The following is a 14,594-nucleotide window of genomic DNA, read 5'->3' on the forward strand; positions in this document are numbered from 1 at the left end:
TGATTATATCTGTAGAAAATATTTTTCAAATTCTTCCCGCTCTCCCGGGTCATAATTTAATATCTTTTCCCATATACTGCTGTGCTCCATACAGTAATATATAAATGGCTTATTCCAATATTTTTTAAGTTTTTTTGTAACAAAGTGTATCATTTTTATTCTTTCAGCCTTAAAATATCTTGTTTTACCGTCTATTCCTTTTATAAAATCACCTTTTGTTAAAATAGATGGATTTTTTCTCTGCCTTATAATATTCATAAGCTCATAAGGACATCTAAATGTAGATATGCTTATATATTCTACGCTTTCTTCTTTTATTCTTGATGTTAAGTCCTCTATTAATTCACCATATATTTTTTCAAAATTATCTGACATAATTAATGGGTCAAAATGAAATCCTACTTTATATCCATAATCAGATACAGTTTCTGCTGCTTTTAACCGCCTTTCAAGAGCAGCAGTGTATGGTTCTTCTGTATCTATAATAGAAGCAGGGTTTAAGCTCCATGATACCATTACATTTTTCGGATTTAGGTTAAGCAGGTTATCAATAACATCTGATTTAGTTTTAAATTCAAATAAAATATTATCTAAATTATTAACAAATGGCACTATTATTTTTGAAAGCGGGATAGTTTTATCCATTGCAAGACTATCGCTTAATTCACCGCTTCCAATACGCCGTTTCTGCTCTTTTACTGCGGATTTTATATCTTGCAGCACATTATCTGTATTTCCTGCAACTCTTATATGCTTGTGTGGAAGATACAGCTGTAAAATACAGTAAGCACAGTCAAAAGGACAGCCCTGCATAATATCTACCACATGATAATTACAGCACCTGTATATATTTGTTGCAGGGCAGCGATGAACAAAATTATCTGTATGGCATGATATTACTATATTGCTTTTTTTATCTTCTATATCAAACCCGTCATCTATTACTTCTATATTATGCTCTTTTGCAGCAAGCTCCGCAAGGCTGGTATTTTGAGCTGATTTTTCTACATATATCATATATTTTAATGCATCCCTTTTTTATGAAATAAACTATTTTAATCCATATTTTTCTAACAATTCATAAAATAATTGAATATTTAATTTATTCTTTTCTAAAATATTCAGCATATTTTCATAATCTTTTATATTATTAATATCAAAATAAATATTTAATTTTGGTGTTTCAAAGCTGTCTAAATTATTTATTTTTATATTTTTAAAATTATTAATTAATTCTGCATACTTTTCGTCTATTTCTATATGGCTTTTACTTCTTGTATCTGGAAAAATAAAATCATTTCTGTATTTTTCTGGGATAATATCTTTAAAATCACATACTTTTTCAACATATTTACGGAAACCCTGCATAGAAAAATCATTATATTTAATATGCTCTGCAATAAAATTAATAACATTTGCCTGCAGATTTATTATTAAAGAAACGGTTTTTAGAGGTATATCTTTTTTATCAATAAAATCTATTAAATTTTCAGGCAGACCTAATGCTTTTTCAAGTGTTTCAAAACTTTTCCTGCCCTTTATATTTTTTTCTTGAAATATATTTATTTTATTAATATCTGCATTTAATTTCTGACATATTTCATAGACTTTCATAAGTGTTTTAAATGAAATATTATTTATAAAACTTACCAATAAATTTATGGCTTGTATTGCAGAATATTCCCCATAATAAATATATTCATCTGCATTATTTTGAAAGCCGCTTATTTGATAATGCAGACCTTTTATAGATAAAGCAGCAGGCAGAATATTTTTATCGTCATATATATTAAATAACTCACTGTTTATATTATCTATTTGCTTTACTATTATTTTCATATCTTACCTGCTGAAAATATCTGCATAAGATAATATACTTTCCATACATTTATCCTGCATATTATCTGCACAGGAATTAAGAGACTGAAAATCTTTATAAATCATTTCATAGTTTTCTACAACATCATTAGGATAAAAATATTTAGATGCATTTTCTGATTTTATTTTATAAAGTTTTTCAATATATGCTTTTGCTGTAAGCAAAGGTCTGTTTGTGCATATCAGCATTTCTTGATACCAGCCGTCATTACAATTAATTTTTGCTTCTTCTCTTAAAACAGGAAGTATCATATTAGATATTTCTTCAACTTTATCTATAATAACTTTTTCGCTTTTATAATAGTATGCAGGGAAAAAGCCATAGCCAACTTTATTATCAATAATACTTACTGCAAGTATATTGTTATCTGACCTGATAAAGCCTATAAAAGCAGTATCTCCATTATTAGATATTAATGATTTATAATATTTATCATCTGATATAATTTTATCTATCTCTTTTGCTGCCTCTTTATCAAGTATTTTAAGATTTTTATTATTAACTATAAAAAGTATTTCCTTTTTTATGCCAACACCGTCGTTATAGGTTATATCATTTTTTTTATCATAAAAATAAGCTGCTGCAATGATTACTGGATTATCTTTTTTTGCAGATATGTCATAAAAATAAAGCTCGTTTTTAATAAGTGTTTGCGAAGAAAATTCCTGTAAATAATCAATATATTCATTTACAGCTTTCATAATATCTTTTTTATCAAATTTGGAAATATTAAACCGTTCTTTTACCTGCTCAGGCAAAATTTTATCCCCCCGTCTTTCCTTTGCTTTATCCACATCGCCAAGCGGAGACTGCGGCTCTCTATCATATTCTTTTTGATATACAATATTATCTATATATGAAAATGTTCCCATATTTGAAACACCGTGCAGTAATTTTTGTTTTTTAATATCTTCTGTATCTTTTCCTGTAATTGCATTTATAGAATAATTTTTTTCATATTCTGTATTGAAAAAATAAGGGGAACGGATTTCCATTTTAGTTATTTTATTTTCAGTTTCTGTTGTATTTACTATATAAGTCTTATTATTAAATGGGAAAATATATAAATGACCATTATATACATTATCTGTGCAGTGCTGTGGTCTGTAAGAATTACTGTCACCCTGTTCTTCCATATCTAATTTATAATATCTTGGGTATAGATAGCTGTATTTATCATCAAGCACTTTGCTTTCTAAAATAGTAAGAATAGAAAATTCATTAAACTTCTCAATCTGCACCATTTCATAAAAATCATCATTATATATATCAAAATACCCCTTATTAAATGCAGCATAAGGCAAAAGTCCCATATCTTTAAGCTTATTAAAAGACATAACGGGGTCATAAGCATCTAAATCAGGTATAACAGTTATAAGATTTGCAATATCATCAGCATAATAAATGTGAATATTAGATAAATAAGATACAATATCATCTTTTGTAACATTATTTTCAATTAATAAATAATTGATTTTGTCTTGAAGTTCATCTATATTATGCAGCCCGTTCAATAGATAAAGAGAAAGTATATAATAAAATCTATCCTTATTATTTTCCATATTGTCTCTTAGAAAATTAGCAGCTTTCAGCATTTTCCTGTTTCGAAATGAGAGACCACGCGTTCTGCTTATTTCCATATCTTTTGTCTTGTGAATACTGCCTTTTAAAAGTTCGTCAGAGCAGGAAAGCTGTGTGCTTTTGCTATCATCATATTTATATCCTAAATAAAATATATTATACCAATTTTCTCTGTGCTGCACTCGTAATGATCCAACTAATGTGTCTGCTATCAAACCAATAATATCATCTTTTGTATAATCTTCTCTTAAAAGAAAATCATTATCTGAAATATCATCATATCTTGATAAAAAACGGGAATAATTAAGCCCGTCAATATATTCATCATATTCATTTAACTCATATTTATTTAACAAGTCTTTATCTATATAAAGATTAATTGGTTCATCATCAAAATCGGTATTTTCGGTATTTTCAGACACATTTTTATTCATATATCTGCCATTTATATCACTGCTTTTAATAAAACAGTCTTTTTTACCGTCGCATTTTAATTTATACAGATATTTAGCCATAATCATACTTTCTCTATTACCGCAGATTTCAGCAGTGCCTGTTTCTGTATCATTTAAACAGTCCACAACACCACGAAACTTGAATAATCTGCTTTTATCTGGCTGCTGCTCTCTTATATCGCCATTCCATACTGTTGCAGCTTTTCCATTATTATCATATTTTATATAATCTTTTTGAATATAACCATATTCATATTCGCTTGATATTTTAGGAAGATTGTTTTTTTCTCTGTTTAAATAACCTGTGCGGAAATAAGCAGGATTTCTGAACTCTGCTTTTAAAGGCATGCCGTTATTAATTTCAACAGTATATACTGCTCCATTTAATGCTAAAATATATACAGGATTATCATAAAGCACATCATATTTCTTTTGTAAATCATAATGGTTATTATTTATTTTATGCAAAGGCTCCACAATATCTGCCATATATGTATCAATGCCAGTATTTTCATATTCAATAAAAAACGGATTTAAAGCATATTTATCCCCTCTTTTCATTACAGTAACAGGAATATAATCATCATCATTTAAATAGTTATATATGCCGCCTTTTGATAAAACTAAATCCATAAAACCTTTTTCAGCACTATCTCTTAATATCTCCACAACACCTGTATTTTCATTATATGCAGTATAAGTCAGCAAAGATGTCATTTTTTTATTAATATCATCATCAAATATATTTACACTTATTCCGCCCAGTTCTTTCCAAAGAGCTGCATGCTCTTTAATTTTTTCTAATCTGTATAACTCATCTGAAGCAATATAAGAAACAGCAATCATTAAATGTGCATCAGCTTTTATTTTATCACTTTCTTCTTTTAAATCATTATCAAGAGCATATAAAAGCATATTCCTTGCTTTCAAAAGGGATAAATTTACTTTATTGTAAAACCTTGTGCCTTTTTCAAAATCTGCATAACATTTGTTTCTAATATCATTTTTATAAATCTTATCCTGCTCAAAGGAACCTTCAGGAAAACAGTATTTTCCAAAGTTTGCTGTTTCTGTCAAAAATTCTTTATTTATATATACATACGATATGATATTATATGCATCATTTATAGATACTCCATTATTTAAAAATTCATCAAGTTTTTTTGCCGCATCATTATCTAAATTATAATTATTTTCTTCACCAATAACATATTTTTTAGGAAAATATTTCTCATAGTCATTTTCTTTTGAAACATCCAGCAAAAAAGCATAAGAAGTTTCTTTATTATATTTATTTGTTCCAGCATTTTCAACATCAAGTTTATTATCAGCTTTTTCAAAAAGCACATAATCTTTTGGAGCCTTAATATTATCAATATTAAACTCTTCACTTTTTTTGCATGCTGGCAGCAAACATATAATAACACATAACAAATATAATTTTTTCATTACTGCAGCTAATATTTTATTTTTCATCATTAAACATAGCCTCCACAAATCTTTCTGCATCAAAGGGGCGTAAATCATCTATACCTTCCCCAAAACCTATATAACGAACAGGAAGTTTTAATTCGCTTACTACTCTCACAGCAACACCGCCTTTTGCAGTGCCATCAAGTTTTGTAAGCACAACACCATTGACATTTACTGCATCTTTAAACATTTTTGCTTGAAGCAGAGCATTCTGTCCACTTGTAGCATCAAGAACTATTAAACTTTCCTGCACAGGATATCCAAGAGCTTTTTCTGCCACTTTATATATTTTTATAAGCTCCTGCATAAGATTATGTTTTGTATGAAGTCTGCCAGCAGTATCAGCAATTAATACATCTATATTTTTTGCCTTTGCACTCATTATGCCGTCATGAATAACAGCAGCAGGGTCACTGCCATCTGGCTGTCTTATGACAGGAATATCAAGCCTTTGCCCCCACACTGCAAGCTGGTCTGCTGCTGCTGCCCTGAAAGTATCGCCTGCTGCAAGCATTACTGATTTGCCTGCTTTTTTATACATATTAGCAATTTTTGCAATACTTGTTGTTTTACCTGCACCATTTACACCAGATACAAGCACAACATAAGGCTTTTTAGACATATCTTCTTTGAAATCTTCTGTATCTTTTAACAGCTCTGTTAATGTATGCTTTAAAGCATCAAGAATACGCTCAGAATCTTTTAATGTGCCGCGAGTATAGTCATTTCGGACTTTTTCTATAATCATATCAGCAGCCTGTGGACCAATATCTGCTGTAATCAAAAACTCCTCTAACTCTTCTAATAAATCATCATCAATAGTTTTTCTGCCTAAAAATATTGACGAAAGACCATCACGGAATTTTCCGGAAGTTTTTTTCATACCTTTTTTAAGATTATCTTCACTTTGTTTATCTTTTTTGAAAAAATCAAATAAACCCATACTATCCTCATTTAAATATAAATTCAAACGATATGTTATTATAAAACTTGGCAAAGTTCAATAAAAGAATTACTGTAAATTCTAGAATGCTCTTAACTAACAAGAAATATGCTGCATATTATTAAGTAAAAAATAAATATTGTCTTTATTATAATAGTAGTTTAAAATAGATTAATTAAATTACAATGGAGTAGTTAATGAAAAAGAATTTATTATCTTTTTTTATGATTTTGTCTTTATTTATATACATATTCCCTGCATATGCACAGCAGTCTAACACAAGCCTTTTTATTCAAGCAAAACAGTTAAGTTTAAATGGAAACTATAAAGAAGCAGCAGAAGTTTTAAAAAATATATTGAAAAATGAAAAATCTATGTATATTTATGATTTTCTTATAGAAAATCAGTTAAATGCAGGGCTTATAGATGACAGTCTTGAAACTGCAAAACAAGCAGTGCATAACTTTCCAAAAGAAGCAAAATATCTTCATTTAACAGCATCAATATATAAAACATATAAAAACAACACACAGGCAGCTTATGAATATATGGAAAACTGCCTGAAAATTGCTGGCAGTATAGCAGAAAACCCAGACTATGCCTTAAATACTGCATTGCTCGCATCAGAATTAAAAAAATACAAGCGTGCTTTAGAAATTACAGATGAATTAATAAAAAAAGACCCTGAAAACTCACAATACTATATTGTAAGAGCCGATATTTATTCTTCTCAAAATAAAAAAAAACAAGCCATTAAAGATTTAGAAAAGTCCATAAAAATAGATAATAACAGCACAGCAAAACTTATGCTTGCAGAAATTTATCTTATGCAGAATAACGAAGCAAAAGCTATAAAACTTTTAGAAGAAGTTAGTATTAATAATGAAAATATAAGTGCTGTTATTGAGCAGAATATTGGTAAAATATATACAGAAAGCGGCAATTTTGATAAAGCTATTGATGTATATAAAAGGCTGGCAGAAAAATTATATGGCAAATCAAAAGCTATTATTCTTATGCAGCTTGGAGATGTGCTTAATAAATCAGGCAGATATGAAGAAGCAGGACAGGTTTTTGAAGAGCTTACCACTCTTGCACCAGATGAAACAATTAACTATTACATAGCAGGCAAGTTTTATGAATATACTAAAAATTATGATAAAGCAGAAAAAATGTATCTTGGTGCATTAAACCTTAACCCAGCTTATGCTCAAACATTAAAACGCCTTGCAGTTGTATATCTTCTGCAGGATAGAACAAAAGATGCCCTTAAATATATTAATCTTATAGATGAAGTAGAGCGTGATGTAGATTATTATCTATTAAAAGCAGAATGTTACTCAATAGATAAAGATAATAAAACAGCTATACTTATATTAGAAGAAGCATTAAAAGAAAATCCAACTAATACTCAAGTGCTTTCATTCCTTGCATCATTATATGAAGAAGAAAAAAATATAGATAAAACATTAGAACTTGTAAAAAAAGCCCTTGAAATAGAGCCTGAAAACCCAGTTTTCCAAAACTTTTTAGGGTTTATGTATGCAGAAACTGGCTCAAATTTAGATGAAGCACTTGTTTTAATAGAAAAAGCATTAAAACAAGAGCCTGAAAACGGTGCATATCTTGACAGTCTTGGCTGGGTGTATTACAAAAAGAAAGATTATAAAAAAGCATATAAATATATAAGTGAAGCATTAAAATATATGCCAGAAGAGAAAGAGCTGTATGACCATTTAGATGCTGTAAAAAAAGCTATGGGAAAATAAAAATTTTATTTAAGGTTTATTGCTATGAAAAACTTTTATATTACAACAGTTTGTATCATACTCTTATCAATAAGCAGTGGCTGTTCTCTTACAAATTATCATATTGATAATTCACTTACTCTTGAAAATGCAGCAGCATTAACAGTGAAAAACACTCCAAACTTATGCAGTTACAGGGGAAGAGCAGTAGTGAACCTTGAAGAACAGCAGAGTATATCATTTTCAGTGCTTCTAAATAAAAAATGCAACGATGATGCATTGATTAATGTATTAGGTGCATTAAATAATCCCCTTGCTTCTATTAGATATGAAAATAAAAAGCTGGAAGTGCAGACTAGAAGTAACCAGAATAGTGAAGATATTAAAAAAATTGCAGATAAATCCATATTTCATATAATAAGTTTTTTTAAAACTCCACAAAGAGTGCCAAATGCCAGCAGCTATACAATAACTTTCAGTAATTCATCTTATATATTTACAGAAAAAGACGGCACAAAATTATATGCTGATGACAAATTTAGACTTTATAAATATATATATGGAAATATTACATCAGAATATTTATGGGATAAAGATGACAACATATTAAAAGCAATTACTGTTACAGCACCAGAAGGAAAAGTTACTGTTAAATTTTTAAATAAAACAGGCTGGAGCTCAAAATAATGAAAAATAAAATATATACATACCTTTGTCCTGCAAAAGTAAACCTTTTTTTATATGTTTTAGGCAGGCGTCCTGACGGATACCATAATATTTATACTCTTTTTTACCCTGTTTCTATATATGATACACTTTCTATTCAAAAGGCAGATATAACAACATTAACATGCAGTAATAAAAATATACCAGAAAATGCAGACAATATAATTATTAAAACTCATAATATATTAAAAGAAAAATATAATCTGCATGATAATTTTCATATTACACTTGAAAAAAATATTCCATTTGGTGCAGGGCTTGGCGGCGGAAGCTCCAATGCAGCATATTATTTAAAAGCAGTTAATGAAATAAGCAGCCTTTCTTTAAGTTATGAGCAGATGGCTGAAATTATGGCTATGGTTGGAAGCGATACAGTATTCTTTTTAAAAAATATTCCTCAGCTTGCTTCAGGCAGGGGGATAGATTTATCACCTGCTCCAAAACTGCCAGAGCTTTATTTTATTATAATAAATCCAAATATTTATGTTTCTACAAAAGAAATTTATAACAGTGAAAATTTAGAACTGACTAAACTTAATACTATCAATATTAAAAAAGAATATACTTTTAATGAATTAAAAAGTATAATGAAAAACGATATGCAGCAGGCTGTGTTTTCTATACATAAACAGGTAGAAGATATTGTCTATTTTTTAAATACAGAAACAGCAGGCTTTGCATTAATGAGTGGCTCAGGCTCTACTGTTTTTGCAGTATATCCTGATAAGCAGACACAGGAAGAAGCATACAACAAAGCAAAAAATAATTTTAAAACATATTTTATAGAAAAAGCGGTGACCGCTGCAAGAGGTTAAAATGGATTTTTTAATTTTTTCAGGCAACTCTAACAAGAGTCTGGCAGAAAGTATTGTTTCACGCCTTGGCATGAGGCTTGGAGCAGCTACTGTTTCAAAATTTTCTGATGGAGAAATAATGGTTAAAATCGATGAAAGTGTTCGTGGAAGAGATGTTTTTGTTGTTCAGCCTACAAATGCACCATCAGACTCTAATCTTATGGAGCTTATGGTAATGACAGATGCATTAAAAAGAGCATCTGCAAATACTATTACAGCTATTATGCCATACTTTGGTTACAGCAGGCAGGATAGAGCAAGCGAACCTCGTGTGCCTATTACTGCAAAACTTGTGTCAAATTTAATTGCAACATCAGGTGTAGACAGAGTTGTTACAATGGATTTACATGCAGGACAAATTCAAGGATTTTTTGATATTCCTGTTGATAACCTTTATGCTCTTCCTGTATTTTATAAATATATGCAGGACAATAATTTATGTAATGATGATACTGTTATTGTATCACCTGATGCTGGTGGTGTGGCTCGTGCCAGAATTTATGCAAAAAAATTTGGAATGCCTCTTGCAATTATTGATAAACGCCGCTCAGGTCCTAATGTTGCAAAGGTTATGCATGTTATTGGTGAAATTGCAGGCAAAAAATGTATATTAATAGATGATATGATAGATACTGCCGGCACTCTTACAGAAGCAGCTGTTGCTTTAATGGAACATGGTGCAGTCAGTGTTAAAGCTATGGCTACTCATGGTATTCTTTCAGGACCTGCAATAGATAGAATAAGCAGCAGTGTTATTGAAAAAGTTATCATAACAGATACTATTGATAATACAAGGCTTAAAGATTTTACAAAATTACAAATTCTTTCAGTAGCCGGTATACTTGCAACATCTATTGAAAGAATACATAATAAAGAAAGTATCAGCTCACTTTTTACTGGTAATTAGTAAATGATAAAATTAGTGGCAGGACTTGGCAACCCTGGAGATAAATATAAAAATACACGCCATAATATTGGTTTTGATGTTATAGATATATTAGCAGAAAGATTAAATATTTCATGGAGTGATAAATATGATGGTGCATTTGCTGAAATAAAATATAATAAAGAAAAGTTATTTCTGCTAAAACCTTATACATTTATGAATTTATCAGGAAAATCTGTTGCTGCTGCTGCTAATTTTTATAAAATCATTCATCAGGATATTCTTATTATTCATGATGAAATGAATATCCCATTTAATATTTTAAAACTGCGGCATAACGGCTCTGCAGGCGGTCATAACGGGCTTAAATCTATTATTGAGTGTCTAGGTTCTCAGGATTTTCCAAGGCTTAAAATGGGTATAGGCAGAGATAATTCAAAAGATGTTATAAGCTATGTTTTAGGAAAATATAAGCCAGAAGAAACAGCTCTTTATGAGAATTTTTTAAATAAAGGGGCTGATGCGGTAATAGATGTATTAAATAATGGTCTGCAAAAAGCAATGACTGTTTATAATAAATGATATATTTTTTAAATTTAAAGCCAGACAAAAGGCTATAATATAGGGGGACAGTATGGATTTTACAAACTATACTCTTTTCATACCTGTAATAGGTATAATTGGTATTCTTGCTGCATTTACAATCTATCAGGCAGTTAAAAAGCAGCCTGACGGCAGCAAAGAAATGCAGGATATTGCAGCTTCTATTCATGAAGGTGCTATGGCATTTCTTTTCAGAGAATACAAAGTGTTGGCAGTATTCATTATCATAGTTGCTGTATTAATGATATTTGCTCCGGGGCTTGGTATAAAAACCGCATCCGCATTTATTTTTGGTGCAGTAAGCTCTGTGCTTGCTGGTTTTTTTGGCATGAGTGCTGCAACAAAAGCCAATGTCCGCACATCTGAAGCAGCAAGAAGCTCAGGTCTTGCTAAAGCCTTATCAGTATCATATAACGGTGGTGCTGTTATGGGGCTTTCTGTTGCATCTTTTGGGCTTTTTGGTGTTGGCTTATTATTCATACTGCTTGGCTCGCCTGAAAATGCTCAGTATATAAACGGCTTTGCAATGGGTGCATCAAGTATTGCACTTTTTTCTCGTGTTGGTGGTGGTATTTACACAAAAGCTGCTGATGTTGGTGCAGACTTAGTTGGTAAAGTAGAAGCTGGTATCCCTGAAGATGACCCTAGAAACCCCGGTGTTATTGCTGATAATGTTGGCGATAATGTTGGAGATATTGCTGGTATGGGTGCAGATATATTTGAATCTTATGTTGGCTCTATTATTGCAACAATAGCAATAGCAGCAACAGCTGCAGCAGCAACAGTAAGCACACTTGCTCCATCATTATCAGAAGAAGCAGGACGCTCTGCATTAATGCTTACTCCGCTTATGTTTGCTACACTTGGTTTAATAGCTTCATTAATCGGTGTATTTTCTATGAAAATATTAAAAAATTCTGACCCTGCAAAAGCTCTCCGTTATTCTACCTTTATTGGTGCAGGTCTTTTCCTTGTGTTTGCTTTTTTTGGCATAACAGGTATTCTGCAGGTTTCAGTTAATATATTCTATGCAGTATTATGCGGAACATTAGCAGGAACTTTTATTGGCTTAATTACTGAATTTTATACATCAGGCTCACCAATGATGCGTATTGCAAGAGCATCAAAAACAGGCCCTGCTACAAATATTATTCAAGGTATTGCAGTAGGTCTTGAATCTACTATCTGGCCTATTTTAATAATATGTGCAGCAATTATTACAAGCTTTCAGCTTGCTGGTCTTTATGGTATAGGTATAGCAGCTGTTGGTATGCTTGCAACTGTTGGTGTAACTATGACAGTGGATGCTTACGGACCTATTGCAGATAATGCAGGCGGCATTTCAGAAATGAGCGGATTAGGTGCAGATGTTCGTAAAATTACAGATAATCTTGACTCTCTTGGCAATACTACTGCTGCTATGGGTAAAGGTTTTGCAATAGGCTCTGCAGCTTTAACAGCACTTGCACTTTTCTCTGCTTATGCAGCTGCAGCAAAAGTTGATAAAATAGACTTAACTAACCCTGATGTTATGGTTGGAACATTTATAGGCGGTCTTTTGCCATTTATAGTTGGTGCATTAACTATGACATCAGTTGGTAAAGCTGCAGGTAAAATGGTAGAAGAAATAAGAAGACAGTTTAGAGAAATACCCGGACTTTTAGAAGGCAAAGCTGGTGTTAAACCAGACCCGAAAAGATGTGTTGATATTTCCACAAGTGCAGCATTAAAAGAAATGATACTGCCCGGTGTTTTAGCTGCTTCTATGCCTGTAATAGTAGGCTTTATTCTTGGCAAAGAAGCTCTTGGCGGTATGCTTGGTGGTGCAACAGTAACTGGTGTGCTGCTTGCATTACTTATGGCAAACTCTGGCGGTGCATGGGATAATGCTAAAAAAGCAATAGAAAAAGGTGAAGTTGAAGGTGAAGCAAAAGGCGGCGAAGCTCACAAAGCTGCTGTTGTTGGCGATACTGTTGGCGACCCTTTTAAAGATACATCTGGTCCTGCTATGAATATATTAATAAAATTAATGAGTATTGTTGCTTTAATTATAGCACCAATACTTGCAAACTTATAGACAAAATAAATTATGGGGAAAGTCAAAACTTTCCCCGTTTTGTTATTTTTATAATTATCAAATAATTTATATCAGGCTGTCAAAATAAGTGTTAAAAAATTAGTAATTCAAGTGGACGAGTAATGATATTAGGTGTTACAGAATAATGTAAAAATATATAAAAACTTATGGAAAACAAAACTTTTATCTGTTTTTATATAATGTATTATATATTTAAATCATTTGTGTTTTAGATACTTCGCCTTATCACTCTCAGTATAACATAGAGTTCACACATTGCAGTCATTTTGAGCCTGATTTTTAAAGACGAAAAATATAAATTATATATATTGCAGTAGTATATAATATATTTAATTATCTGTTTTTAATTTATAAGTTATTTATACGAGTTAATCTAATTTTTTTGGATAAGTCTGTAACAAAATATATAACTATCTTACCGCTGCAAATCTCATAAAGTAATATTTTGTTATTTCATTACTTATGCTCCAATTGTATAACCATTCTCAATTTTTTCTTTCAGCCACTTTTTTTGATTCCTCACTTCTCAGTCGGAAAAAAGTGTCCTCGCAAAAAACGCTCGCATTGCTGCTGCAACTCGCTTCGCTCAAGACTTTTAGCTGACAAAACATTCCAAAAAAATTGTTCATATAAAATTAAGTCGCAAAGATAATGAAATAACTTAGGGGTATCTGCTTTAAGCGGAAATAATCAATAAATATTTCATCTATTAAAATTGATTTTTTAAAAAAAATTTTTATATATATAAAAGAATAAAATAACAGGTGATGAAAATGTATAAAGAAACTAATAAAACAGCTTTAAAATCGCAGAAAAGAATATTAGAAGCATTATTTGAATTAATGGAACAAGAAGAATATAATAACATAACAGTAAAAAACATTTGTAAAAAAGCAGATATTTCAAGACAGACATTTTATTATCTTTTTGAATCAAAAGATGAAATTGTAATATATTATTTAAACATATTTTTTGAAGAACTGGAACAGTATATTAATGACAGTCAAATAATTTCCCTTTATGATTTGATTTATAATTATTTTTATGCCATTGATAATAATATAAATATTAAAAAATTTATATTTATTCCAAATATAACACCAATATTTATAAATATATCATTAAAATTTATGGCAAATATGCATTTTATTAAAACAAACAGACAGGCAGGTAAAGATGAATCCTATGCCCATTATTTCTTATCTTTCGGTCTTCACGGCATTTTTTTACTATGGGAAGAAAATAAAGATATTACTTTAAAAAATCTTGTTTCAATAAAAGAAAATATTTTACAAGAAAAAGTGTTTGAATAAAGCATTATCTTTATTTTTACTTGAAATTTATTTAT

At 30.3% G+C, this 14,594-nt stretch carries 11 protein-coding genes; 7 read left to right on the plus strand and 4 right to left on the minus strand.

The window, feature by feature from the left end; translation table 11 throughout:
- Window positions 1–3 precede the first annotated feature (3 nt).
- Genes N508_RS04355 through ftsY form a run of 4 tightly spaced genes read right to left on the minus strand, consistent with a single transcriptional unit; the run spans window position 4 to window position 6,331 of the window.
- Window positions 4–1,017 carry an SPL family radical SAM protein gene (locus N508_RS04355; protein WP_023275184.1) on the minus strand — a complete coding sequence of 338 codons (1,014 nt, stop codon included), beginning with the start codon at window positions 1,015–1,017 and terminating at the stop codon, window positions 4–6.
- Window positions 1,018–1,050: 33 nt separating this feature from the next.
- Window positions 1,051–1,839 carry a hypothetical protein gene (locus N508_RS04360; protein WP_023275185.1) on the minus strand — a complete coding sequence of 263 codons (789 nt, stop codon included), beginning with the start codon at window positions 1,837–1,839 and terminating at the stop codon, window positions 1,051–1,053.
- A gap of 3 nt (window positions 1,840–1,842) precedes the next feature.
- Window positions 1,843–5,394: a hypothetical protein gene (locus N508_RS04365; RefSeq protein ID WP_023275186.1), complete on the minus strand. Its 3,552-nt coding sequence runs from the start codon at window positions 5,392–5,394 to the stop codon at window positions 1,843–1,845.
- On the minus strand, window positions 5,381–6,331 hold the full coding sequence (gene ftsY / locus N508_RS04370; protein WP_023275187.1) for a signal recognition particle-docking protein FtsY: 951 nt from the start codon (window positions 6,329–6,331) through the stop codon (window positions 5,381–5,383). The genes N508_RS04365 and ftsY overlap by 14 nt, the downstream gene beginning before the upstream one ends.
- 197 nt (window positions 6,332–6,528) lie before the next feature.
- Here ftsY and N508_RS04375 point away from each other — a divergent pair, with 197 nt between their 5' ends.
- From N508_RS04375 to N508_RS04405, 7 genes are all read left to right on the plus strand, one after another.
- Window positions 6,529–8,100: a tetratricopeptide repeat protein gene (locus N508_RS04375; RefSeq protein WP_023275188.1), complete on the plus strand. Its 1,572-nt coding sequence runs from the start codon at window positions 6,529–6,531 to the stop codon at window positions 8,098–8,100.
- Window positions 8,101–8,124: 24 nt separating this feature from the next.
- Window positions 8,125–8,766 (plus strand): hypothetical protein, encoded by a 642-nt coding sequence (locus tag N508_RS04380; protein ID WP_023275189.1) that lies wholly within the window; start codon window positions 8,125–8,127, stop codon window positions 8,764–8,766.
- Window positions 8,766–9,620, plus strand: a complete 855-nt coding sequence (gene ispE, locus N508_RS04385; protein ID WP_023275190.1) for a 4-(cytidine 5'-diphospho)-2-C-methyl-D-erythritol kinase — start codon at window positions 8,766–8,768, stop codon at window positions 9,618–9,620. The genes N508_RS04380 and ispE overlap by 1 nt, the downstream gene beginning before the upstream one ends.
- A 1-nt stretch (window position 9,621) precedes the next feature.
- Window positions 9,622–10,566 (plus strand): ribose-phosphate diphosphokinase, encoded by a 945-nt coding sequence (locus N508_RS04390; RefSeq protein ID WP_023275191.1) that lies wholly within the window; start codon window positions 9,622–9,624, stop codon window positions 10,564–10,566.
- 3 nt (window positions 10,567–10,569) lie between these two features.
- Complete coding sequence (gene pth / locus N508_RS04395) at window positions 10,570–11,127, plus strand: aminoacyl-tRNA hydrolase (RefSeq protein WP_023275192.1); 558 nt, start codon at window positions 10,570–10,572, stop codon at window positions 11,125–11,127.
- Window positions 11,128–11,179: 52 nt separating this feature from the next.
- The gene (locus N508_RS04400; protein ID WP_023275193.1) at window positions 11,180–13,225 is read left to right on the plus strand and encodes a sodium-translocating pyrophosphatase; all 2,046 of its coding nucleotides are present in this window, start codon (window positions 11,180–11,182) and stop codon (window positions 13,223–13,225) included.
- Window positions 13,226–14,019: 794 nt separating this feature from the next.
- Window positions 14,020–14,559 (plus strand): TetR/AcrR family transcriptional regulator, encoded by a 540-nt coding sequence (locus N508_RS04405; RefSeq protein ID WP_023275194.1) that lies wholly within the window; start codon window positions 14,020–14,022, stop codon window positions 14,557–14,559.
- The last annotated feature ends 35 nt before the right edge of the window (window positions 14,560–14,594 follow it).

Source organism: Mucispirillum schaedleri ASF457 (assembly GCF_000487995.2).
In the GTDB taxonomy this organism is placed as follows: domain Bacteria; phylum Chrysiogenota; class Deferribacteres; order Deferribacterales; family Mucispirillaceae; genus Mucispirillum; species Mucispirillum schaedleri.

Coding starts and splice junctions, on each gene's coding strand:
- N508_RS04375 (WP_023275188.1), top strand. CDS start 6,529: ATGAAAAAGAATTTATTATCTTTTTTTATGATTTTGTCTTTATTTATA.
- N508_RS04380 (WP_023275189.1), top strand. CDS start 8,125: ATGAAAAACTTTTATATTACAACAGTTTGTATCATACTCTTATCAATA.
- N508_RS04405 (WP_023275194.1), top strand. CDS start 14,020: ATGTATAAAGAAACTAATAAAACAGCTTTAAAATCGCAGAAAAGAATA.
- N508_RS04365 (WP_023275186.1), bottom strand. CDS start 5,394: ATGATGAAAAATAAAATATTAGCTGCAGTAATGAAAAAATTATATTTG.
- pth (WP_023275192.1), top strand. CDS start 10,570: ATGATAAAATTAGTGGCAGGACTTGGCAACCCTGGAGATAAATATAAA.
- ftsY (WP_023275187.1), bottom strand. CDS start 6,331: ATGGGTTTATTTGATTTTTTCAAAAAAGATAAACAAAGTGAAGATAAT.
- N508_RS04390 (WP_023275191.1), top strand. CDS start 9,622: ATGGATTTTTTAATTTTTTCAGGCAACTCTAACAAGAGTCTGGCAGAA.
- N508_RS04355 (WP_023275184.1), bottom strand. CDS start 1,017: ATGATATATGTAGAAAAATCAGCTCAAAATACCAGCCTTGCGGAGCTT.
- N508_RS04360 (WP_023275185.1), bottom strand. CDS start 1,839: ATGAAAATAATAGTAAAGCAAATAGATAATATAAACAGTGAGTTATTT.
- ispE (WP_023275190.1), top strand. CDS start 8,766: ATGAAAAATAAAATATATACATACCTTTGTCCTGCAAAAGTAAACCTT.
- N508_RS04400 (WP_023275193.1), top strand. CDS start 11,180: ATGGATTTTACAAACTATACTCTTTTCATACCTGTAATAGGTATAATT.